19 protein-coding genes and 1 pseudogene are annotated in these 22,676 nt (G+C 71.8%); 9 read left to right on the forward strand and 11 right to left on the reverse strand.

Annotated elements, in window-relative coordinates; translation table 11 throughout:
- Nucleotides 1-186: 186 nt before the first annotated feature.
- Complete coding sequence (locus ACW14Y_RS00455) at nt 187-1,617, reverse strand: MFS transporter (protein ID WP_456985449.1); 1,431 nt, start codon at nt 1,615-1,617, stop codon at nt 187-189.
- Between the two features lie 60 nt (nt 1,618-1,677).
- Here ACW14Y_RS00455 and ACW14Y_RS00460 point away from each other — a divergent pair, with 60 nt between their 5' ends.
- Nucleotides 1,678-2,256: a winged helix-turn-helix transcriptional regulator gene (locus ACW14Y_RS00460; protein ID WP_456985450.1), complete on the forward strand. Its 579-nt coding sequence runs from the start codon at nt 1,678-1,680 to the stop codon at nt 2,254-2,256.
- A 459-nt stretch (nt 2,257-2,715) separates the two neighbouring features.
- On the opposite strand, the gene ACW14Y_RS00465 is transcribed toward ACW14Y_RS00460, so the two are convergent.
- Together ACW14Y_RS00465 and ACW14Y_RS00470 are read right to left on the reverse strand one after the other, a co-directional pair.
- On the reverse strand, nt 2,716-3,006 hold the full coding sequence (locus ACW14Y_RS00465; RefSeq protein ID WP_380299973.1) for a hypothetical protein: 291 nt from the start codon (nt 3,004-3,006) through the stop codon (nt 2,716-2,718).
- Between the two features lie 35 nt (nt 3,007-3,041).
- On the reverse strand, nt 3,042-7,010 hold the full coding sequence (locus tag ACW14Y_RS00470; RefSeq protein ID WP_456985451.1) for a polymorphic toxin-type HINT domain-containing protein: 3,969 nt from the start codon (nt 7,008-7,010) through the stop codon (nt 3,042-3,044).
- Between the two features lie 449 nt (nt 7,011-7,459).
- Between ACW14Y_RS00470 and ACW14Y_RS00475 the strand changes: the two genes are divergently transcribed.
- The 6 genes from ACW14Y_RS00475 (at nt 7,460) to ACW14Y_RS00500 (ending at nt 13,619) form a co-directional block, all read left to right on the forward strand.
- Nucleotides 7,460-8,056 carry a hypothetical protein gene (locus tag ACW14Y_RS00475; protein WP_456985452.1) on the forward strand — a complete coding sequence of 199 codons (597 nt, stop codon included), beginning with the start codon at nt 7,460-7,462 and terminating at the stop codon, nt 8,054-8,056.
- A gap of 89 nt (nt 8,057-8,145) precedes the next feature.
- On the forward strand, nt 8,146-9,963 hold the full coding sequence (locus ACW14Y_RS00480) for a trypsin-like serine protease (protein WP_456985453.1): 1,818 nt from the start codon (nt 8,146-8,148) through the stop codon (nt 9,961-9,963).
- Nucleotides 9,964-10,025: 62 nt separating this feature from the next.
- Nucleotides 10,026-11,207 (forward strand): RICIN domain-containing protein, encoded by a 1,182-nt coding sequence (locus ACW14Y_RS00485; RefSeq protein ID WP_456985454.1) that lies wholly within the window; start codon nt 10,026-10,028, stop codon nt 11,205-11,207.
- Between the two features lie 473 nt (nt 11,208-11,680).
- A complete protein-coding gene (locus tag ACW14Y_RS00490; RefSeq protein ID WP_380394927.1) occupies nt 11,681-11,884 on the forward strand; it encodes a hypothetical protein in 204 nt (67 codons plus the stop codon).
- Nucleotides 11,885-11,886: 2 nt separating this feature from the next.
- Nucleotides 11,887-12,243: a DUF1036 domain-containing protein gene (locus ACW14Y_RS00495; RefSeq protein ID WP_380310383.1), complete on the forward strand. Its 357-nt coding sequence runs from the start codon at nt 11,887-11,889 to the stop codon at nt 12,241-12,243.
- Between the two features lie 140 nt (nt 12,244-12,383).
- Entirely contained in the window at nt 12,384-13,619 is a 1,236-nt protein-coding gene (locus ACW14Y_RS00500) for a PP2C family protein-serine/threonine phosphatase (RefSeq protein ID WP_456985455.1), read from the forward strand.
- Between the two features lie 50 nt (nt 13,620-13,669).
- On the opposite strand, the gene ACW14Y_RS00505 is transcribed toward ACW14Y_RS00500, so the two are convergent.
- Together ACW14Y_RS00505 and ACW14Y_RS00510 are read right to left on the reverse strand one after the other, a co-directional pair.
- Nucleotides 13,670-13,945 (reverse strand): helix-turn-helix domain-containing protein, encoded by a 276-nt coding sequence (locus ACW14Y_RS00505; RefSeq protein WP_456985456.1) that lies wholly within the window; start codon nt 13,943-13,945, stop codon nt 13,670-13,672.
- On the reverse strand, nt 13,945-14,436 hold the full coding sequence (locus ACW14Y_RS00510; protein WP_456985457.1) for a DUF2975 domain-containing protein: 492 nt from the start codon (nt 14,434-14,436) through the stop codon (nt 13,945-13,947). The genes ACW14Y_RS00505 and ACW14Y_RS00510 overlap by 1 nt, the downstream gene beginning before the upstream one ends.
- A 162-nt stretch (nt 14,437-14,598) precedes the next feature.
- On the opposite strand from ACW14Y_RS00510, the gene ACW14Y_RS00515 reads away from it, so the two are divergent.
- A complete protein-coding gene (locus tag ACW14Y_RS00515) occupies nt 14,599-15,078 on the forward strand; it encodes a hypothetical protein (protein WP_456985458.1) in 480 nt (159 codons plus the stop codon).
- A 219-nt stretch (nt 15,079-15,297) separates the two neighbouring features.
- Here the strand turns inward: ACW14Y_RS00515 and ACW14Y_RS00520 are convergent, their stop codons facing one another.
- Both ACW14Y_RS00520 and ACW14Y_RS00525 read right to left on the reverse strand, forming a co-directional pair.
- Nucleotides 15,298-15,645 (reverse strand): DoxX family protein, encoded by a 348-nt coding sequence (locus ACW14Y_RS00520; RefSeq protein WP_456985459.1) that lies wholly within the window; start codon nt 15,643-15,645, stop codon nt 15,298-15,300.
- Nucleotides 15,646-15,927: 282 nt separating this feature from the next.
- On the reverse strand, nt 15,928-17,043 hold the full coding sequence (locus ACW14Y_RS00525; protein WP_380442902.1) for a ricin-type beta-trefoil lectin domain protein: 1,116 nt from the start codon (nt 17,041-17,043) through the stop codon (nt 15,928-15,930).
- Between the two features lie 537 nt (nt 17,044-17,580).
- On the opposite strand from ACW14Y_RS00525, the gene ACW14Y_RS00530 reads away from it, so the two are divergent.
- A complete protein-coding gene (locus ACW14Y_RS00530) occupies nt 17,581-19,302 on the forward strand; it encodes an amidohydrolase (RefSeq protein ID WP_402725052.1) in 1,722 nt (573 codons plus the stop codon).
- 92 nt (nt 19,303-19,394) lie between these two features.
- Here ACW14Y_RS00530 and ACW14Y_RS00535 read toward each other — a convergent pair whose 3' ends face one another.
- The 4 genes and pseudogenes from ACW14Y_RS00535 to ACW14Y_RS00550 all read right to left on the reverse strand — a co-directional run bounded on the left by ACW14Y_RS00535 (nt 19,395) and on the right by ACW14Y_RS00550 (nt 22,643).
- The gene (locus tag ACW14Y_RS00535) at nt 19,395-19,772 is read right to left on the reverse strand and encodes a nuclear transport factor 2 family protein (protein ID WP_402725051.1); all 378 of its coding nucleotides are present in this window, start codon (nt 19,770-19,772) and stop codon (nt 19,395-19,397) included.
- Nucleotides 19,773-19,826: 54 nt separating this feature from the next.
- On the reverse strand, nt 19,827-20,546 hold the full coding sequence (locus tag ACW14Y_RS00540) for a FadR/GntR family transcriptional regulator (RefSeq protein ID WP_456985460.1): 720 nt from the start codon (nt 20,544-20,546) through the stop codon (nt 19,827-19,829).
- A complete protein-coding gene (locus ACW14Y_RS00545; protein ID WP_456985461.1) occupies nt 20,537-21,550 on the reverse strand; it encodes an aldo/keto reductase in 1,014 nt (337 codons plus the stop codon). Before ACW14Y_RS00545 ends, ACW14Y_RS00540 begins: the two co-directional genes overlap by 10 nt.
- Nucleotides 21,551-21,601: 51 nt before the next feature.
- A pseudogene (locus ACW14Y_RS00550) lies at nt 21,602-22,643 on the reverse strand (PfkB family carbohydrate kinase).
- Nucleotides 22,644-22,676 lie beyond the last annotated feature (33 nt).

Below are 22,676 nucleotides of genomic sequence, written 5' to 3' on the forward strand. Positions count from 1 at the left end.
AGGGTCCATGTGACCGGGGCCGGTTCGGACCGGCCCGCAGCGTCCCAGGAGCCGACGTCGCGGACAGGACGAGTGGGCCGTCCGCCTCCGCGGACCGCTCGGTGGCAGACGGCCCGTCCTTCTCCCGTCCCCTCAGGGGGCTGACCCGGGCGGTGGCGGTCCGCGGCCGCCACCGACGGGTGCCGGCTACCGCGACTCCGCCGCACGGCGCTGGGCGGCCGCGAGCCACAGGGCGGCCACGCAGGCCAGCAGCGCCGCCACGACCAGCAGGATCCAGCCGCGCCGGAAGCCGTCCAGTGCGGCCTGCGGCCCGTGCGGGGTGCCGATCAGGCCGACCGTCAGCGCCACGCCCACCACCGCGCCGATCTGCCGGGCCATCGTGGTGACCGCCGAGCCGGTGGCGAAGCGCGCGGGCGGCAGCGCCGCCGCGGCAGACCCGACGAGGGTGGGCAGGGTCAGGCCGACGCCCAGGCCGGTGAGCAGCATCCCGGGCAGGAGTTCGGTCGCGTAGCCGGGCCGGACGCCGATGGCGGCGGTCCACCAGCCGATGCCGGCGGCGAACAGCAGGGTACCGAGCGCGGCGACCCGTCCGGGGCCGAGCCTGCGCACCAGTGCGGCGCTGCCCAGGGCGACCGGCGGCACCAGCAGCGGTCCGGGGGCGACGGCGAGTCCGGTGCGCAGTGCCGAGTACCCCCAGACCTGCTGGCACCACAGGACCGAGGTCAGCAGCATGCCGGCGAAGGCGAGGGTGAACAGCAAGGCCGCGGTGTTGGCGGCGGCGAAGACCGGCACGCGCAGCAGCGGCAGTTCGACGACGGGGGCGTGGTGGCGCGCCGAGCGGCGCAGGAACCAGGCGGTCAGCAGGGCGCTCGCGAGCAGGCCGCCCAGGACCCGGGCCGAGAGCCAGCCCCATTCGTCGGCCTTGACCAGGGCGACGGTGAGGGTGGCGATGGCGGCGGTGAGCAGGACGGCGCCGAACAGATCGGGCAGCGGTCCGGTCTCCTTGTCGCGACGCGGCGCGGGCAGTACGCGGGCCCCCACGGCGATGGCGGCGATGCCGACCGGGACGTTGACGACGAACACCCAGCGCCAGTCGGCCTCGACCAGCAGTCCGCCGAGGACCGGTCCGAGGCCGGCGGCGATCCCGCCGATCGAGGCCCAGGCCCGGATGGCGCCGGGGCGCTCGGCCGCGGGAGTGGCGTCCAGCAGCAGCGCGAGCGAGGTCGGCATCAGCGCGGCCGCGCCCGCCGCCTGGAGCACGCGGGCGGCGTCGAGCCAGCCGACGGCCGGGGCGAGCGCGCAGAGTGCGGAGGCGACGGTGAAGACGGCCAGCCCGGCGAGGAACACCTTGCGGTGGCCGACGCGGTCCGCCAGTCGTCCGGCGGGGACCAGCAGCGCGGCGAAGACGATGGCGTAGCCGTTCAGCACCCAGGACAGGGTGGCCAGGCTGCTGCCGTGGAAGTGCTGCTGCATCGCCGGGAGGGCGACGTTGACGACGAACAGGTCGAGGTTCGAGACGAAGACCGCGGCGGCGAGCACCAGGAACGCGGCGCGGCGGTGGGGCCGGTCGCGGTCGGGCGGTGCGGCTACTGGGTTTGAAATTCCAACTAGCTCCATGGCCGGGAACGCTAGCGGCAGTGGGTTTGAATACGCAACCCACTGTGGCAGGCTGGTGGAGTGACCCCGCACACCGATGCCCAGCCCGCAGACGCCAGGCCCCCGGCCGCCCGCCCCGCCGCCGCACTGCCGGGCCGCCCCTGCTCCATCGCGGCCGCACTGCAGATCCTCGGCGAGAAGTGGGCGCTGCTCGCCGTGCGCGAGCTCTTCTACGGCAACCACCGGTTCGACCGCATCGCCCGCAACACCGGCGCCCCCCGCGACCGGCTCACCGCCCGGCTGCGCGCCCTGGAGGAGGCGGGAGTGGTCGAACGCCGCGCCTACAGCGAGCGCCCGCCGCGCTACGAGTACCACCTCACCGAGGCCGGCCGGGACCTCGCCCCGCTCACCCAGGCCCTGCTCGCCTGGGGCGACCGCTGGGTGTCGCCCGAGCCACCGGTGGTGCTGCACCACCACCCGGGCCCCTCGGATCACCCGGACGACTCCGACGACCACGGCCACCCGCTGGACGCCACCTGGACCTGCCGCACCTGCGGGGTGGAGGTGCGCAGCCCGGACCTCAGCCTGGAGGTCCGCTCCCCGGGCTGGGACCACCACGGCCCCACCGTCCCCGACGGTGATGCGGGGACGGCACGATGAACCGGAACACAGGAGGCGCGAGGCCGACGCCGAGGACCCGGTAGGCCCTCCCCCGGGCCCGCACGGGCACAGGTCCAGACACCGTGCCGCCCGTCGCGGTGGATCGGAGCCCCGCAACGGGGCGCGCAGCCGTGGGCGAGGCCGGAGGCGGCAAGGTCGTGGACTCCAGTACGCCGTGCCGCCACACGCCCGGCGCTCCAGTGCCCGGCCCGCGGAGTCCGCGGTACACCGGGCCTCGATTCGCGGACCGAGCAGGGGGGCATCTCGTGGACACCGGCATCACGACCCAGAGGGAGCCAATGTGGCTCCGGACCGCGTTCGAGCGGTCCGGAGCCACATTGGGCGGTCGCAAGGTCAGACCCGGCGCACGCGCTGGAGAACCCGCCAGGCGATCACCGAACCGGTGATCCCGAGGATCATCAGGACGGCGTCAGCCCTCCGGGGCGGGCATCTGCACCATCAGTCGACGTCCAGGAGGTCTGCAAATCCCCGATCCGCCATTGCTGACATCGTGCGATTGATTTCGTCCCGAGTAACCCGCCGAACCACGACGACGTTCCTCGCAGAAAAATATCCAAGCCGTTCGATGTCAACGGCGATGGCCTGCGGAAGACGAATTTCGTCAAAGAATGACACCGCACAGCTATTGCCACTCCATGAAACCCGTACGCCGTCAAGCCAGCCTTTATTCTCGATCTCAAACCAATCGAACTCGTCCAGGCCCGCAGGAAGCGCTACTTGATACTCCAAAACCCAGAACCTCCCATATGGCCACCGGACAGCATTCAGGCACAACCAGCAACTGGCCTGACTGCCCCGAGCTTGCCCTGATACTCACCGGGCTTCATGTTGACACCCTTCTTGACCACAAGTTCATAGTGGCCAGGCTTGCCCTTCTGGACGATCTCCAGACCGCTCGGGATACTGGACATATCGACTGGAACGCCGACTCGCCCATACGTTCCCAGCGATTCAGGTTTCGTCGTCAGCGATATTCCACTCCCCGGGATAACATACCCGGTCGCCTTGTCAACCTTGAAATCGACACCCAATCGCCCTTCGAACGATAGTTCCTCGCCCGGCTTTACCCCGCGATAAAAGGTAGCTCCAGATCCACCACCGTCATTGTGGACCAGGATCGGCGTCACACCGGCGAGCACATAGTACGTGTGGATGGTGTCGACAGTGAGGTTGTAGGCAGGCTGGACGGTTGTCCAGTGCCTGGTTGCGGTGATATCCAAGAGCCGGCCGGCATCGGTGCGCAGGGTGTCGTCGGCGGTGAGGTCGACGGCGTCGCGCCAGGCGCGTTGGTTCTCGGCCCAAAAGGGGTGGTGGCCGGTGGCGGTGATGGTGCCGGTTGCGCCGCTTTCGGAGGCGATGGTGAGGTCGGTGAAGTCGCGGTCATCGGGTGTGAGAATGGTGGCGTCGACGCGGTGGCCGCCGGTTTCCCCAGTTTCGGGGTCGGTCGCCCGTACCTGGTCGCCGACGCGGATCTGCTCGATCGGAAGGGTGCTTCCGTCGGCCATGAGGACGCGTGTACCGGCAGGGAAGCTGTTCGGCCGCAGGCAGTCTGCCAGGATTCGCCTGAGTCGTGATGCCCGTGCGGCCTCTTCGACGTTCTTGGCCTCCTTTCCGAGCTTGACGAGCTTCGCCGCCTTTCCCGCGGGGAAGAAGCCGATTGCGAGTTCCGCGCAGGCGGCGGCACTCTTCTGCCTGATGCATTCCTCGGCGCTGTCCACGCCGAGGATGCTCTTCATGACCATCTTGAAGAGCTGGGCCTTGTCGTAGACCCCATCGAAGAAGAACGACAGATCGCCGAGGAAATTCAGGAGGCCGTTCTGTTGGAATCCGATATGTACGCGATTCCTGAGGAGTGCGCATTGCAGGGCCCCCTCTCCCCACTGTCCGATCTGGTTGGGGCAGGGCGGGTTCTTGGCGCGCCAGTACTCGTACTCGGCCTTGTTGATCTCTTCCTGGATCAGCGCATCCAGTTCCTTCTTCAGTGCCTCCTCGAGCTGTCCGGCCTCGGCCTGGATGTCCTCCTCTCCGGCGGCCATTTCGCCCCGGCGTTCGTGGATCAGCTTCTCGACGGCGATGGTCCAGGCGGCGTCGGCGGCCTGCTGTGCTGCGTCGGCGTCCTGGCCTGCCGCGCTCGCGGAGGCGTACGCGTCGTTCGCGGCTTTACGGGCGGACGCGGCGGACCAGCGGGCCTGATCGGCAGAGAGGCGGGCGCGGCCGGCGGAGGCGGTGGCCTTTCCGGCGTCGCGTGCCGCGGCCTGGGAGGCGTTGCGGGCCGTGGCGGCCGACTGGCCGGCGCGGGCGGCGGAGGCTTCGGCGTTCTGGGCGGACGTCCTCGCGTCCGCCGCGTACCGGCCGGCCTGGGCCGCGTAGGAGCTGGCCTGATTGCGGGCGGTCTCGGCCTCGGCGGCCGCGTTGTTCGCGACGGCTGCGGCTTCGGTCGCTTCCCAGGCGTCCTGCTGCGCCGTGGCGGCGGTCTGGGCGGCCCCGGCGATCAGGTGGGCCATCTGTGCGGCGTGGGTGGCGGCGAGCTGGTCCTTGCGGTCGGCCGTGTACCGGCCGGTCTGCAGGAAGGCCGTGACCGAGTCGGGTGTCCCGGCGAGGGCGAACGTGGCTGCGGCCTGGACCTCCGGGCCTCCGGCGGCGAGGAGTTGGGTGGCCTGGACGCGTTCGTCGATCTGGCGGGCGGTGTGCTGGCCCGTCATCAGGAAGGCGGCGACCGCCTTCGGTGAGCCGTCCCGCAGGGCCTTCTCGCCGGCTTCCTTGACGCCGGTGCCGCCGGTGGCGATCAACTGGAAGACGCGGACACGGTTGTCGGCGGCCGCGGCCTCGTACTGGCCGGTGGTGAAGAAGGCCTCGACCTGCTGGGCGTCGCCCTTCAGCGCTGCGGTGGCGGCGGTCCGTACCGCCTCGTCCGGACTGTCCTCGGCGATCTCCCGAACGCTCTGGCGCATGTCGTCCAGCTCGGCCTTGTGACGCCCGGCGCGCAGCCACTCCACGACGGCCGCGTCCGTGCCGGACAGCACGGGCTGCGCGGCCTCCTGGCTCCAGGGGCCGCCGGTCTTCACCGTCCGGAGGGCGACCTTGCGGCCCTTGGCCGCCAGGGCCTTGGGGTCCGCGCCGGGGCGGGCGGCCTCGGTCGCCAGGTCGGCGGCCTCCTGGTCCTGGGCCTTCCAGTCGGCGAGGAAGGTACCGATGTCGCCGGTGGCCTCGTCCTCCGCCGTTTTGAGGATCCGCGCTTCCACGACGGCCGCGGCGGTGGCGGCGGCGAGGTCCTCCGCCTCGGTCCTGCGCGCGAGTTCGTAGACGTTGCTCGCCGTGGTCACGGCCGTGGTCGCTGTCGCCGCGGCGGCGCGTGCCGTCTCGGCCTGGCGGGTGGCCTCGGCGGCCGACGTCGCGGATTCGCCGGCGTGTTCGGCCGCCTGGTCGGCGGCCGTGGCGGCGTTCTGGGCGTGGGTGGCGGCGGAGCGGGCGGCGTCACGGGCCTGGTAGGCGGCCTGGGCCGCCTGGCGGGCCAGGGCGGCGGACGCGGTCGCGGCCCGGTCGGCCTCCTTGGCCTGGCGGCGGGCCTGGTCGGCGGCGGCCTGGGCGCGCTTGGAGCTGGCGCCCGCGGCGTTCGCCAGGCGGCCGGCCTTCTCGGCGGACCCGGCGGCCGCGTTCGCGTTGGCGCTGGCGCTCTTGGCCGCGTCCGACGCGTCGCCCGCAGCCTCGGAGGCAGCACCCGCGTGTTCTGCGGCCTCTGCGGCGCGCTGGGCGTCCTTTGCGGCGTTGCGGGCCTCTTCGGCGCGCTGGCGGGCCTCGGCGGCCCTGCCCCGGTCGGAGGCGGCGGCGTTGGCGGCCTTGCGGGCGTTGGCCGAGGCGAGGGCGGCGCCACCGGCGGCGCTGGCGGCCTGGGCGGCCGCGCTCGCGGCCGTGCGGGCGGCCTGGTTGGCGGCACTGGCAGCCGCGACCGCCTGACTGGCGGCCGCCGCGGCGCCCTGGGCCGCGTCCGCGGCACGTGCGGCGGCGGCCGCGGCGCGGGCCGAGTCCCGACCGGCCTCCTCGGTCTCCCTGGCCGCGGTCTCGGCCGACTCCTTCGCCAGTCGGGAGGCCTCGACCGCGCGTGCGGAGGACTCCTTGGCGGCGTCCTTGGCGATCTGGGCCTGCCGACCGGCCTGTTCGGCCTGGTCGGCCAGCTGGGAGATCGTGGCGCGTTCCTGGTCCCGGGCCAGGGCCACGAACTGTCCGACCGACAGGAACTCGGCGATGTCGGCGGGCGTGCCCCGCAGCGCCACCTTGGCGGCTGCCTTCATGGCGGGGCCGCCGGCCGCGAGGAGCTGCATCACGCGGGCGCGGTCGTCGACCGCGGCGGCGTCGTAACGGCCCTGTTCGAGGAACTTCTTCAGGTCCTCGGGGGTGCCCTGCAGGGCGGCGGTGGCCTGCTCCTTGACGCTCACCCCGCCGGTGGCGACGAGTTGGAACGCCTCGACCCGGCGGTCCTGCTCCAGGGGTGCCTGCCAGCCGTCCTTGAGGAAGGTGCGCAGCTCTCCTTGGGAGCCCTTCAGGGCCTTGGTGGCCGCTTCGCGTATCCCGGAGCCGCCGAGGCTGAAGATCTGGAACGTGGAGACGCGTTCGTCGTGGTACTCCGCGAGGTCCGCCTCGACCTCGAGGAAGCGTTTGACGTCCTCGTCAGTGCCGGTCAGCGCCGTCTCGGCGGCTGCCTTCACCCCGGGGCCGCCCTCCAACCAGAGGCTCACGACACGGCTGCGGTCCGTCTCCGTCGGCGTACTCGGGCCGGGCCCGGGGTCCGTCGCGAAGGCAGGAGCCGTGCCGATCAGGCCGGCCGTGAGGACCACCGGCAGTAAGCCCGCGCATATTCGGCCGAGGACCGACGCCCGGGCCCTGTGACGCCGGGTCCTCCCGGTGGTTCGAGGTACCGCCAAGGATCGGATGGGATGGTTCACAATCAATCCCCCCAAATGGTGCATCTATGTTTCGAAGACAGATCACCGAGCATCAGAACCGGAATTCGGTGTACGAATTCGTGGGACATGGCCGAAAGTCGATCGGCAGAGAGTTCTTGAACGATTCGATCACTCTCCCCGGGTCGGAGTTTGCTGGTACTTTACGCTGGCTCCATCGTCGTTCAACACCCTTTCCGACATTGCGGAATCGTCGTGGTCCCGCCAGGATCGAAGGATCTGCCTTGATCAAATCCCGCATCCGAACGATTCTCATGGCCGGCGCCTCCGGAGCTCTGCTGGCGGGCATCGCGTTCGCCTCGCTGTCGGCCGCGCAGGCCACTCCGGCCGCACAGGCCGCGCAGGCCGCGCAGGCCGCGCAGGCCGCGCAGGCCGCGCAGGCCGCGCAGGCCGCGACCGGAGCCGCATCGACGGAGACGGACATGCCCACCGCCGTCGAGGACTTCCAGTACCCGGAGGCCGAGCGGATCCTGACGGAGCGCAAGATCACACTGAAGCGGGGCGACGGGCACATCCGACTCAAGGAAGGCCCCGACCACACGGTTCCGACCAGTTGCCAGGCGGCGAACGAGATCTTCGTCGAATCACGCCTCGACAGGCTCGGCTACTGCTTCGTCGTTTCCGGTACGACCGGCTACCTCACCATGGAACTGCCGGACGTCTACGGCATCTGGACCGAGGAGCGCTCCGTCAGCGCCAAACTGGTCGCGGCCGGCCAGGAGAAGCAGGTGAACATCGGCCCTAACTCGGTCGAACCGGTCGGCGAGAGCCTGCCCGGCGGAAAGCGTTCAGTCCTGGTCGAACTCCGCATCACCGGATGATTCGGGCCCGCAGGACCACTGCCGTCCCCCACCGGAATCGCGCAGAGCCATTCGATCCGTCGGAAACAGGAACGGAAGGGCAGCACCACATGCTTCGCTCGCGACCACGTTCGGCATGGACGACCGCGGCGGTCACCGCCGCTGTCCTGGCAGGTGCCCTGCTGACGGGCGGTCCCGCGCCCGCCGTCAGTGGTGACGCCTCGCCGACCGGGGCCCACACCTATGCCGTCAAGCTGGACATCGGCGACGGCAAACGCGCCTGCAGTGGCGCGCTCGTGGACCCGTACTGGATCGTCACCGCCGCATCCTGCTTCGCCGACGACCCCGCCCAACCGGCGACCGTCCCCGCGGGCCCGCCCGCCCTCAGGACCACCGCCACCGTCGGCCGCACCGACCTCACCACCACCACGGGCCAGGTCCGGGACATCGCCGAACTCGTCCCCCGCGCCGACCGCGACCTCGTCATGGCCCGCCTCGCCACCCCCGTCACCGGCATCGTCCCGGTACCTGTCGCCGGCACGGCGCCCGCCGCCGGGGAGGAGCTGACGGTCGCGGGCTTCGGACGCACCAGGACCGAGTGGGTACCCGACCGGCTCCACAGCGGCCTGTTCACCGTCGGCACCGTCGACCCCACCGGCCTCGCCATCACCCCCAAGACCCCGACCGGCGCCGCCGTCTGCAAGGGCGACACCGGCGGACCCGCCCTGCGCAAGGTCGGCGACCACTACGAACTCGCCGCCCTCAACAGCCGCTCCTGGCAGAACGGCTGCCTCGGCACCACCGAAACCACCCGCACCGGCGCCTACGACACCCGCACCGACGACCTCGGCCCCTGGATCCAACAGACCGTCTCCGCCTGGGCCGCGGTGGTCGCCGCCCGCTCCGGGAACCGCAGCACCGTCTACAACCCGGACACCAGGACCGCCGAGATCTTCACGCTGCGGACCGACGGCGCCATGATGCACGCCTACAACACCAACGGCGAGGGCTGGTCGGGCTGGCACCTGCTCGACCCCGGCGCGCGCTTCGCCGGCGGGCCGACCGTGGTCCACAATCCGGTCACCAACACCCTGGAGGTCTTCGCCACCGGCACCAACGCCTTCATCTACCGGGCGACATGGAGCCGGACCACCGGCTGGGGCCCCTGGACCGTCACCGGCGACTGGAAGTTCCGCGGCGACCCGACCACCGTCTACAACCCCGACACCAAAACCGCCGAGGTCTTCGCACTGCGCACCGACGGCGTCATGGCCCACCTCTACAACACCAACGGCGAAGGCTGGTCCGGCTGGTACGCGCTGGACCCCGCGGCCCGGTTCGCCGACGAACCCGCTGTGGTCCACAATCCGGTCACCAATACCCTCGACGTCTTCGCCACCGGCACCAACGCCTTCATCTACCGGGCGACATGGAGCCGGACCACCGGCTGGGGCCCCTGGACCGTCACCGGCGACTGGAAGTTCCGCGGCGACCCGACCACCGTCTACAACCCCGACACCAAAACCGCCGAAGTCTTCGCACTGCGCACCGACGGCGTCATGGCCCACCTCTACAACACCAACGGCGAAGGCTGGTCCGGCTGGTACGCCCTCAACCCCGGAAACGCGTTCGTCGGCCTGCCGGCCGTCCTCCACAACCCGGCCACCAACACCCTCGACGTCTTCGCCACCGGCACCGACGCGTCGATCTACCGGGCCACGTGGAGCCGCGCCGCCGGCTGGACGGCCTGGGCCTTGACCGGCGACTGGAAGTTCCGCAGCTCACCCGCCGCGGTCTACAACCCCGACACCCGGACGGCCGAGGTCTTCGGCCAGGGCACCGACGGCGTGATGGCGCGCCTCTACAACACCAACGGCGCCGGCTGGTCGGGCTGGTCCGTGATCGGCCAGATCCCCACGGCGGGCTGACCGTGCCCGTGATCCACCCGCCCGGGACACCGGCAGGCTCAAGAACGGAGACGAGACACCTCATGCCTCGCTTGCGCTCACGCTCGACGTGGACGACCGGGACGGTCACGACCGCCGCCCTGGCAGGTGCCCTGCTGGCGGGCACGCCCGCACCTGCGCTCAGTGGTGACCCCGTGCCGCCCGCCTCCTACGCGTTCGCCGCCAAGCTGGACATCGGCGACGGCCAACGCGCCTGCACCGGCGCCCTGATCGACCCGTTCTGGATCGTCACCGCCGCCTCCTGCTTCGCCGACGACCCCGCCCGGCCGGCGACCGTCCCCGCGGGCCCGCCCGCCCTCAGGACCACCGCCACCGTCGGCCGCACCGACCTCACCACCACCACGGGCCAGGTCCGGGATGTCGTCGAGCTGGTCCCCCGTTCCGACCGCGACCTCGTCATGGCCCGCCTCGCCAACCCGGTCACCGACATCACCCCGGTCGTGGTCGCCGGCACGGCGCCCGCCGCCGGGGAGGAGCTGACGGTCGCGGGCTTCGGACGCACCAGGACCGAGTGGGTACCCGACCGGCTCCACAGCGGCCTGTTCACCGTCGGCACCGTCGACCCCACCGGCCTCGCCATCACCCCCAAGACCCCGACCGGCGCCGCCGTCTGCAAGGGCGACACCGGCGGACCCGCCCTCCGCAAGGTCGGCGACCACTACGAACTCGCCGCCCTCAACAGCCGCTCCTGGCAGAACGGCTGCCTCGGCACCACCGAAACCACCCGCACCGGCGCCTACGACACCCGCACCGACGACCTCGGCCCCTGGATCCAACAGACCCGCGCCGTCGACTGGAAGACCCCGCTCGTCAACACCAACAGCGGAAAGTGCCTGGAGATCGACAACTCCCTCATGACCGACGGAGCCCAGGCCCAGCAGTGGACCTGCCACAGCCTGCCGACCGCGCGCTGGATCCTCCACTGGGCCGGCGACGGCTGGGAGGTGCGCAACGCCAACAGTGGCAAGGCCCTGGAGATCGAGGACTCGCTCACGGTCGAAGGCGCGCGCGCCCAGCAGTGGACCTTCTACGGCCTGCCCACCCAGAAATGGGACCTCGTCAAGAGCACCGGCGGCTACGCCCTCAAGAACCGCAACAGCGGCAAGGCCCTGGAGATCGACGACTCCCTCAAAACCGACGGCGCCCGCGCCCAGCAGTGGACCTTCTACGACATCCCCACCCAGAAATGGGCCTTCTCGTACTGAACCCCGGCAACGCAGCGAGGCCCGCGCGGTCCGGCCCGGTCACCACCGCGGTGGCCGGGCCGGACCGCTTCCCGCTCCGCCCGGCCACCCTCCGTCACCCCGAGGTGGCGGGCGTCGGCCGTCATGTCGGCCATCGACGCGATCAGGGTCGTTCCGACGGACGCGGGGGCGAGGATGACCGCCTCGTCGCTGATCGAACCGCCGCCGTACACCGCCGTGAAGGCCCGGCGGTCGTGGCCGGGCCTCCCCCGACCCACTCGCCCGGGTGCGGCGCGGATGCGTCGAAGTTAGTTTGTATACAGGTGATGAACTCGGAGTGCCGGTGCATCGACGGACCCGGCGGCTACCCCCATCCTTTCGGCCCTGGTGGAACGGAACCGGCCGGCAACATCTCCGGTCCGGAGCAACGGAAATCCCGCAGAACGGCGAATCGGGCCTCGCCCGGTCCACCGAGAAGTGGAAGGGTGTCGCACATGGCAGAGAAATTGTCGCGGGCCTGGACCGCGGACGAGGCTGCCGAGCACCGGCGGTCACGCGGTCCGGACCGGGCGGGCGAGGCGGTCCCGATGGACCGGACGGCGGGGGTCTCCAGTGGCGAGGACCATCTTCCCGGCGTGGAGAGCGACTGCGCCGCCGACGACGGCCGCGGTGACGACCCCACGCCGCAGGAGGGATGACCGTGGGACTCTACTTCCAGAACAGCACGTCCAAGACGGTCTGGTTCGCGTACGCCTATTCGAACAGCGATTGCGCGTCGAAAGGCGACCAATGGTCGAAGACCGGATGGTTCATGGTCACTCCCCACACGGATCTCAAAGTGCGTTCCGGACCGGTCAACGGGGCGAAGTACTTCTTCTTCGCGGAGAACCAGGACAGAACTCTGAGCTGGGGCGGAGAATTCCTCACGCAAATGCCGGACCGGGCCTTCGACTGGTGCTGGACCACGGGGAGCAGCGACTCCCGGCTGCTCGGCATGAGAAAGGTACTCGTGCCGGTTTCCTCGATCAACCACACGATCAACGTCGTCGGGCCCTGAGGGGTTCGTGGCCGCGCGGCCACGATGCCGTGCCCCCGTGCTCCGGCGCCGGGCGCTCCGGGAGTGGGCCGTGCGGACGGCGCGCTCCTATGGTGGAAGAACCCCATCACCGGAAGCGACGGCGTACGGGCAGGTGGATCGTGAACGGACCCGTCATCGACTACCAGGACGTCTTCCATGCCCTGCCGGGCGCGGTGGCGCTGCTGACCCGCGACCTGGTGTACGCGGATGTCAACGAGGCGTTCCTGTCCGTGTCCGGACGCAGCCGCGAGCAGCTCATCGGCCACTACCTGTTCGACGTCTTCCCGGACAACCCGAACGACGCCTCGGCGAACGGCATGCGCAACCTGCAGGCCTCGCTCGAACGCGTGATGGCCACCGGCGAGCGCGACACCATGGCCCTGCAGCGCTACGACGTCGAGGACCCGGAGCGCCCCGGCGTGTGGCACGAGCGGTACTGGAGCCCCGTGAACGCCCCCGTCCTCGCCCCGGACGGCACGGTGGCGCTGTTGTTGCACCGCGTCGAGGAGGTCACGGACCTCATCACGGCCCGCGGCTCCCGCGAGGGCGGCAGCGCCCGGGTCCTGGAGGCCGAGCTGTACACGCGTGCCCGGGAACTGCAGGAGGTCAACGATCGCCTGCGCGACGCCCACGCCCGCGAACGCGAGGTCGCCCTCCACCTGCAGGAGGCGATGCTCCCCGCGCCGCGGCCGCTCGGCCACCACCGCGCGGCCGTGCGGTACCGACCCGCCACCGGAGCCCTGAACGTCTGCGGCGACTGGTACGACCTCGCCGACCTGCCCGGCACGGACCACACCGCCGTCGCCGTGGCGGTCGGCGACGTCGTCGGCCACGGGCTGCGCGCCGCCGGCGTCATGGGGCAGCTGCGCAGCGCGCTGTCCGCCGCCTCCCGGGTCGCCGACGGCCCCGCCCAGGCCCTGGAGGTGCTGGGCCTGTACGCCCGTTTCGTCGACGGCGCGGAGAACGCCACGGTCGTGTCGGTCTTCGTCGACTGGACCACCCACACCCTCACCTACAGCAGCGCGGGCCACCCGCCGCCCGCGCTGTGCGGCCCGGACGGCACGGTGGTCCTGCTCGACCGGGCCACCGATCCCCCGCTCGGCGCCCGCCCGGAACACGTCGCGCGCCCGCAGGCCCGGACCGGCTTCACGGAGGGTTCCGTCCTCGTGCTCTACACCGACGGGCTCGTCGAGCGCCGGCGCGAGGACATCGACACCGGCCTCGACCGCCTCGCCCGCTCCCTCGCCCGCCACCGCCGCGCCGACCCCGACCGCCTCGCCGACGCGCTGCTGGCCGATCTCGTCCCGCCCGCCGGGCTCACCGACGACACCGCGCTGATCGTCCTGCGCCTCTGACGGCCGGAGCCGGCGGCCCGCAGCGGGCAGGATCGGGATCCGGGCGGGACTCAGTCGCCCTGGGTCTGTTCGGCCCGGTCCGCCCCGTCGGCCTTGTCGACCGCCTCGGCCGCTTCGGCGTCATCGGTCTCCCAGCGGAGCAGGTCCCCCGGCTGGCAGTCGAGCACCTCGCAGAGGGCGGCGAGGGTCGAGAAGCGCACGGCCTTGGCGCGGCCGTTCTTGAGGACCGCCAGGTTGGCGGGGGTGATCCCTATCCGGTCCGCGAGTTCACCCACGGACATCTTCCGCCGGGCCAGCATCACGTCGATGTCGACCGCGATCGGCATCAGATCACCTCGTTCAGCTCGGCCTGCATCCGGGTCGCTTCGACGTCGCGGGCGACGGCCTGGGCGAGCAGCATCCGCAGTACGAGCACGATGAGCGCGACACCCAGGATCGCCACGCCGATCCCGCCCATGATGAGGGTGACGCCGGGGTCGTCCCGCTGGCCCGGCGCGTTCAGTGCCGTGACCGAGAACCACACCAGAGCGGCCGCGACGATCGCGCCGATGATGCCGTCCACGTAGCGGAAGGCGGCGTGGGAGAACACCGTCCCGCGCCGCACCATCGCCACCAGTCGCCAGACGCAGACCAGGGCGACCTGCGCCGCCCCGACGCCCAGGACCGTCACCAGGCGCAGCGCGGTCAGCGGGAGCGTCCCGTCCTCCGGGTCGTTCCCGCTCACCAGGGCCCACAGCATCATCGCCTGTACGAACACGGTGCCGGTCAGCACCACCGCGAGCACCACGCGCAGCGCGCGCACTGTCAGCTTGCCCATGATCCATCCATCCATCGAGTTGCGATGGGAATCTATCGAATGTCGATAGCTTGAGCAAGGATCGGTCCGCGGCTTCGCTCGCGCGACTGGTCCGGCATGCCAGACTGATGATCATCACCGAGGGCGGACAGGCCCGGCGGGGGACACACCACGGGGGACATCATGGCGAGCACCGGTACCGACGCGGCCGCATCCGAACCCACCGCCGGCCTCGATGCCGTCGGCACGGCCGGTGAGCTGCTGCCCTCGGTCGGCGAGATGCGGCTGCCCTCCTGGTTCTTCGGGTTCGAGGGCGGCCTGGCCGGTGCCTTCGACCTGCTGCGGGCCTTCCCCTCCGCGTGGCCCGCCCTGATCCTCCTCGCCGCGATCAACATCACCGTCTCGCTCACCCTGCTGCGCAAGCGGCTGAAGCTCGCCAAGCTGCTGTGGCGCGGCAAGGGCACCCGCAAGGTGGCCTTCGCCCTGGTGGGCCTGCGGATCGGCACCCACGTCCTGCTCGGCGCCCTCGGCTTCGCCCTCGTCTCGGCACTCGGCCACGCCGTGATGGCGCTGGTGATGGCCGCCGTCACCGTCGGCCTGCTGGCGTACGTCCAGCGGACCGCACTCGCCGCCCTGGTCACGGCGGGCAAGGCCACCGCCTGACCGCCTCCCGCCCGCCCCGGCTCCACCGCGGCGGGCGTCGGAAGCGGACGGAACGTGAGCGGCGCCCAGGGCGGTGGCGACACCGAGCCGATGAGGCTCTGCCGCGTCCAGTTGTTCAACGGCGGCGACCTCGACGTAGCCGCGCCCCTGGAACGGCCGGGCGTCCCGTTTCCGAACCGGCCGCTCCGGGGTGCGGCCGGCCGGTGGGCGTTCGCCGCGTCAGGCGGCCAGGCCCAGGCCGAGGGTGACCGCGACGGGGGCGAGGTAGAGGAGCGGGAAGGGCACGGTCTTGTAGGAGCGCGCCCGCAGGCAGGTGACGACGGCACCCAGGAAGTAGAGGATCAGGCCGATCGCCGCCGCGATGCCGAGGGCCTGGACCGCGAGACCCACCAACAGGCCGGCCGCACCGGCGAGCTTCGCGAGTGCCAGCGGACCCCACCACGAGCGCGGCACCCCGTACTCCACGAGCGGCTGGGTGACGAACTCCGCCCGGCGGGCCAGCGAGACCCCGGAGAACCCGACCCACAGGGCACTGACAACGGCGAGGACGACGTAGGCGACGGACATGACGGGGACCCCGGTTTCGTGTGGGAGGAGCAGCGGCGGAACCGCTGCACTTGCTCGAACACTCCACTGACCCGCCGACCGCACCGGATGTGACAGCAGCACCGGAAAACTTTTCGCCGCAGTCGCAGCTGCGCGTCGGGCCGCCGACCCCCCCGGGACGCCCGGCGCCCGGCCACCGGTGCGCTGTCGTCACGGTGACCGGGCTCTGAACACGGCGGGCGGATCCGGACGGCGAAGGGGGGTTCTCCGCCGTCCGACCTCGTTCCCGCCCACCGCGCTCTGCTACGACCTGCAGACCGGGGGCTTCGGGTCCGTGTTCAGGGCGTAGACCGTGGACTGGCCGCTGGGGTCGTGGACGATGGGCACCGAGACGGTGTCGTTCGCCGTCCACGGGAGCTCGGCGGCGGAGAAGGTCCAGACCCCGGTCACCTTCCGGGCGATCTTGTTGAGCGTGACCCAGCCGTACTGCCCCGGCGGAACGCTGTAGGTGACCTGGTTGTTCACGCTCTCGGAGCCGGACCAGACGGTCTTGAAGGAGACCGTGAGCTTGACGGTGACCTTGGAGATCAGCGACGCGGCCGATCCGCTCTCGAACGCGCTCTCGAAACTGGAGCCCAGTTCGTTGGACCACCCACTGGTCTTGAGCACGGAGTAGGTGTGGGTCGACGGCGTGGAGGTGTTGTTGTACCAGGGCACCGACACGCATTCGGCGGGGACCGGCGCGGCGGGCGCCTCCGACTTCATGTCCCAGGAGCACGAAGTCGGCGCCGCCTCGCACTTCTTGGCCGCGTACGCGAGGGCGAAGTCCCTCGGCGAGGGCGCCGTGTTCCAGCCGAAGGCCCACCGCTGGGACGCGACCGCCCTGCACGCCGTCGCACCGATCGGGTAGCCGGCCCGGAGGTCGCCCTCCCAGGGCGCCAGGCACCTGCCGGAGCTCACGGCCCGGATCATGAAGCCCCCGCCGTTCGGGTGGAAGTACCACTTCTGCTCCGGCTTCACCTGGCAGTCCGCGGCATACACGAAGTTCCAGGCCTCGTCCGAACTCCCACGCACTTCCAGGCACTTGCCGAAGGCCCTGTTGACGATCCCGAACGTGCCGTCGGTCCGGTCGGGCCGCAGTTGCCAGGTGGTGCCTTCCCCCTTGTTCTGCATGGTCAACTGCTGGGTGAAGTAGGCGTAGGGGTTCAGGGCGACGGTCTGTCCCCCCGCGAAGCCGATCGAGAAGCAGGTGGACCCCGTCCCGCCGGCCGGGCACGGCGGCCCCTTGAGGTCCAGGGCGCGGGCGTCGGTGGTCGCCAGCGGACCGACGGCGAGGCCGAGGGCGAGGAGGCTGGTCGCCAGGCAGGCGACCACCGTCCTCAGGAGATCGAATCGAGCACGCGGGAGTCTCGGGTTCATGAAGCTTCCTTCCACTGGCGATGTCGCTGACTCTCAGCCGGATGCCCGGGGTGAACGGGCCGGAGATGCGGCGGGTCCACGGGCGGCGCTGCCCGGTGCCCGTTCGGAGGACCGCCTGCACGCTCCGGGTGGCGGCCGGACCGGTCACCGTCGACCGGCGCGGGCGGCACGGATCCCGACGGGAACGCCGCGCCGCGATCCACCCCGCCGCCGCGATCACGACGGGAACAGGAGCAGTCGCAGGCAGTTGACGCACCGTCAGTTCCCCGAAGCTGTGGGCAGATCGTAGGCGATGTCGGATGGTTACCTTCAAGGCCGCCTACTTCCTTCGGGAAAGCAGGCGGGTGCGGGCCGACCGCCGCAGCATCCGTCATCGACCGGATCCGGACGCTCCCGCCTCCTCCGGCGAGGGGCCGGGATCCTTCCCGCCGCGTTGCCCCGTTCCGGTGAAGTCCGGCCGTTCGCAGCCGACTTCGCGCACAGTGCTCCTAGGCTCTGGGCCGGTTTCACCATCCTTCTACCGAACGGGAGACCAGCATGGCCGAACAGGCCGACCTCATCCTCCACGGCGGCGACATCGTCACGCTCGCGGAGCACGTCGACGACCGACGGGTCGAAGCGGTGGCCGTGAAGGACGGGACCGTCGTCTTCGTGGGCCCCGAGCAGGAGGCGCTGGAACGCTGGCGCGGCCCGCACACCGTCGTGCGGGACCTCGGGGGCCGCGCCCTGCTGCCCGGGTTCATCGACGCGCACGGCCACCTCGGAGGCATCGGCCTGCAGACCGTCATCGCCAACCTGCTCGCCGACCCGGACGGCGACGTCACCGATCTCGCCTCCCTGAAGGACAAGCTGCGCTCCTGGGCCGCGGGCCCGGTGGGCGCGGACTCCGAGTGGATCATCGGCTTCGGGTACGACGACGCGATGCTCGCCGAGGGCCGCCACCCCACCCGCGACGACCTCGACGAGGTGTCCACGGACCGCCCGGTGCTCGCCATCCACCAGTCCTTCCACCTCGGCGCGGTGAACCGCCTCGGCCTCAAGCGGCTCGGGTACTCGGCCGCCACGCCCGACCCCGAGGGCGGGGTGATCCGGCGGCGCGAACTCGCCGTCCCGCCCTCGTTCGGCGAGCCCGACGGCGTCCTGGAGGAGAAGGCCTTCACCCCGGCCTCGGACCTGGCGCTCGCGGGGCTGCCGGAGCGGGAGCTGCTGATGCTGTTCGCGACGGGTGCGGTCACGGCGGCGAGCTTCGGCTTCACCACCGTCCAGGAGGGCGGCACCACCCTCGCCAACCTCAAGGCCCTGCGGGACACCGCCGCCGCCGTGCCGTTCCCGGTCGACGTGGTCGCGTACGTGAAGGCCGACGAGGCGATGTCGTCCGCGCTGGACGACCCGATCGGGGTGAGCGACGAGTACGTGAACGGCGTCCGCGCGGCCGGCGTGAAGCTGGTCCTGGACGGCTCGCCGCAGGGACGCACCGCGTGGCTGAGCAAGCCGTACCTGACGCCGCCGCCCGGACAGCCCGAGGGCTACCGCGGGTACCCGGCGGTGCCGGACGACGCGGTGGTCGCCGAGCAGGTCAGTACGGCGGTCGAGCGGGGCTGGCAGGTCCTGGCGCACGTCAACGGCGACGCGGCGATCGACCAGTTCCTGGACGCGGTCGCGGCGGCCGGGCCGGGCCGCCGGCCGACCGTGGCGATCCACGCGCAGACCGCCCGCGAGGACCAGGTCGACGCGTTCGCCCGGCTGGGGATCCTGCCGTCCTTCTTCTCGATGCACACCTACTACTGGGGCGACTGGTACCGCGGGACCGTCCTCGGCGAGGAGCGGGCGCAGGACATCTCACCGGCCCGCTGGGCACTCGACCGGGGCCTGCGCTACACCTCGCACCACGATGCCCCGGTGGCGCTGCCGAACTCCATCGCCGTGCTGTCCAGCCAGGTCACCCGCCGCACCCGCGGCGGCCACCTGCTCGGCCCCGACCAGCGGGTCTCCGCGCTGGAGGCGGTGCGCGCGATCACCGTCAACGCCGCCCACCAGTACGGCGAGCAGGACCGCAAGGGCAGTATCGAGGTCGGCAAGCTCGCGGACCTGGTCGTCCTCAGCGAGAACCCGCTGACGGTCGACCCCGAGCGGATCCGCGACATCGAGGTGATCGAGACCATCAAGGCCGGCACCACCGTCCACCCACCCGCACCCACCGGCCGGGACGGCGGAACCCCGTCGACCGCACCCGCCCCGCACTGGGGCTGCTCCTGCTGAACCGGCGAGCGCCTGCGCCACCACGCCCGGCGGCCACGGCTGCCGGGCGTGGCCGATCAGTCAGGAGGCCAACGGCTCAGAAGGTCAGCGGCTCAGGAGGCCAACGGCCCGATCTCCCCCGCGAAGACGATGACCTGGTCGATGAGGTTCCGCCGCAGGTGGACGACGTCCGTGCCCGCCAGGCGGGGGCCTCCGTCCGGGGTCGTGAAGATCCACCGGTACCGGGCCCACTCGTCCGGCATGTCCACCGCCGAACAGCGCGTCATCGTGCCGGCCCCCGCGGGGTGGCGCCGGAGGTCCAGCACGAACCGCTCGACCGCCTCGATCCCCTCACTGCGGCCCAACGGACCCCAGAAGACCACGTCCGAGGTCAGCGCCTGCGAGAGCAGCGCCGGCACATAGCTGTCGTCCGAGGCGTTGAACGCCGAGATGAACGTATCGATGGCGGACTGCGCGGTCTCTTCCTGCATGCACCAGTCATACCAGCACGGTGAACCGTCCGTCCCGGTCACAGCACTGGCCGGCTAGCCGGCGGCGCCCGCGCCGGGAAGGGACTCCTCCGCGCTCAGGTGCTCCCGGAGCCACTGTTCGGTGCTGCTGACGTGGAGCAGCGCGGCCGCCTGGCCGAGGGTGGCGTCGCGGGCGGACAGGGCGTTGAAGATCGCCTCGTGCTCGGCGAGGGTCCGGCCCGCGGCGTGGGCGTCGGTGAGGCCGCGCCAGACGCGGGCGCGCAGGGTGCGGCCGGAGATGCCTTCCAGGAGGGTGAGGAGGGTTTCGTTGCCGGTCGCCGAGACGACGGCGCGGTGGAAGGCGGCGTCGTGGGCGTTGAGCTGCTCGACGTCGTCGCGGGCCTCGCGCATGGCGTCCAGGTGTCCCTTCACCTCGGCCAGTTGCTCGTCCGAGATCCGGGTGGCGGCCAGTGCCGTGGCGGCCGGTTCGAGCAGGCGGCGTACCTCGATCAGGTCCCGCAGGGCCGCCGCGTCGCTCTGGAGGAGTTCGACCGCGCCACCGAGGCCCTCCAGGAGGACGCTCGGCTGGAGGCTGGTCACGTAGGTGCCGTCGCCGCGCCGGACCTCCAGCACCCGGGCGACGGCCAGGGCCTTGACGGCCTCCCGGGCGAGGTTGCGGGAGAGGCCCAGTTGGGCGGCGAGCACGGGCTCCGGGGGGAGCTTCGAACCGGGAGGCAGGGCGCCGGTCCTGATCAGCTCACGGATCTGTTCTATGGCCTTGTCCGTCAGCAACACTGCGCACCTCTCCCCCGAGCGTGCTCCAGGGGCACGTCCGACCTGATGAGTCCCCGGGCCCGGAGGTCGCTCCAGAGTCCTTCGGGCGTGTTCCTGCCGTGGAGTTCCACGTTCCGTACGACCTGTTCCGGGTTCCGCATACCGAGGGTGACGTTGATGATACTGGAGTGGGTCAGTGGGAAGGCGATCGCCGCCGCGGGCAGTGTGGTGCCGTGTGCCTCGCAGACCTCCGCGATCGCGCGGGCCCGGGCGACGAGGTCCGGCGGGGCGTCCCGGTAGTCGTACTTCATGCCCTCGGCGGGCCGGTCCCGGGAGAGCAGCCCGGAGTTGAACACCCCCACCGCGACGACGCTGCGGCCGAGGTCCCGGGCGGCGGGCAGCACGTCGTCCAGCGCGGACTGGTCGAGCAGGCTGTAGCGTCCGGCGAGCATCACGACGTCGGCGGCGGTCTCGCGCAGGAAGCGGGCGAGCATGGCCGACTGGTTCATGCCCGCGCCGATCGCGCCGATCACGCCCTGGTCGCGCAGTTCCGCGAGCGCGGGCATGGCCTCCTCGGCCGCCTGCCGCCAGTGCTCGTCCGGGTCGTGCAGGTAGACGACGTCCAGCCGGTCCAGTCCGGTGCGCTCCAGGGTGTCCTCGACGGAGCGGAGCACTCCGTCGCGGCTGAAGTCCCACACCCGGCGCAGGTCGTCCGGTACGACGAAGCCCTCGGGGTCGCTGCCGCGGGGCGCCTCGTTGGGGACGAGGAGGCGGCCCACCTTGGAGGAGACGACGTACTCGTGCCGGGGCCGGTCCCGCAGGGCGGCGCCGAGGCGGCGCTCGGAGAGGCCGAGGCCGTAGTGCGGCGCGGTGTCGAAGTACCGGACGCCGGCGTCCCAGGCGGTGTCGACGGCGGCTCTCGCGACCTCGGCCGGGGTGGCGCGGTAGAGGTTGCCGATGACGGAGGCTCCGAAGCCCAGCCCGGTGAGGGTGACGGAGGTGTTCTCGATAGTCCGTTGCTGCACGTCGTGCTCCTGGAGTACTGGAGTGCTGGAGGAGGGGTGAGGGGGTGGCGGTCAGCGGCTGACGTGGGCCGATCCGCCCGCGACGAGTGCCTCGACCTCGGCGAGGGTGGCCATGGAGACGTCTCCGGGCGTGGTCATGGTGAGGGCGCCGTGGGCGGTGCCGTAGGCCAGCGCGCGTTCCAGGCCGGTGCCGCGGAGCAGTCCGTGGATCAGGCCGGCGGCGAAGCCGTCGCCGGAGCCAATCCGGTCGAGGACGTGCAGTCCGGGCATGCGGCGCCCGGCGACGAAGCCGGTCTCCGCCGACCAGGCGGCCGAGGACCAGTCGTTCACCCCGGCCGAGGGCACCTCGCGCAGGGTCGTCGCCAGCACCCGCGCCCCGGGCAGCAGGCGGGCGACCTCCGCGAGGGCGTCGGCGGCCTCGTCGGCCCCGACGCGGGTCTGCCCGGGGTGCGCACCGGCCAGGCCCAGGGCGCCGACCACGACGTCGGCGTGCCGGGCGAGCCGCAGGTCCACCTCGCGAGCCCGGGCGGCGCCGCCCCGGCCGGCCCAGAGACTGGCGCGGTAGTTGGGGTCGTAGGAGACCGTGACGCCGTGCCGGCGGGCCGCGGCCATCGCCTCCTCGGCGACATCCGCGGTGGTCCGACAGGCCGGCGAAGATGCCGCCGGTGTGGAACCAGCGCACCCCGGCCGGGAGGACGGCGTCCCAGTCCACGTCGCCCTTCCGCAGCTGCGAGACGGCCGTGTGCGCGCGGTCGCCGACGCCGAGCGCGCCGCGGAGGCCGTATCCGCGCTCGACGAAGTTCAGGCCGTTGCGTGCGGTGCGGCCCACGCCGTCGTCGGGTGTCCAGCGGATCATCGAGGTGTCGACGCCGCCCTGGAGGATCAGGTCCTCGACGAGGCGGCCCACCGGGTTGTCCACGAGCGCGGTGACGACGGCCGTGCGGAGGCCGAAGCAGCGGCGCAGGCCGCGGACGACGTTGTACTCGCCGCCGCCCTCCCAGACCTGGAACGAGCGGGCGGTGCGGATCCGGCCCTCGCCCGGGTCGAGGCGCAGCATCACCTCGCCGAGGGCGAGGACCTCGGGGCCGTTCATTCCGTACTCCTCTCGCGGGGCCCGGCCGGTGCG

This window comes from Kitasatospora sp. cg17-2 (assembly GCF_054031055.1).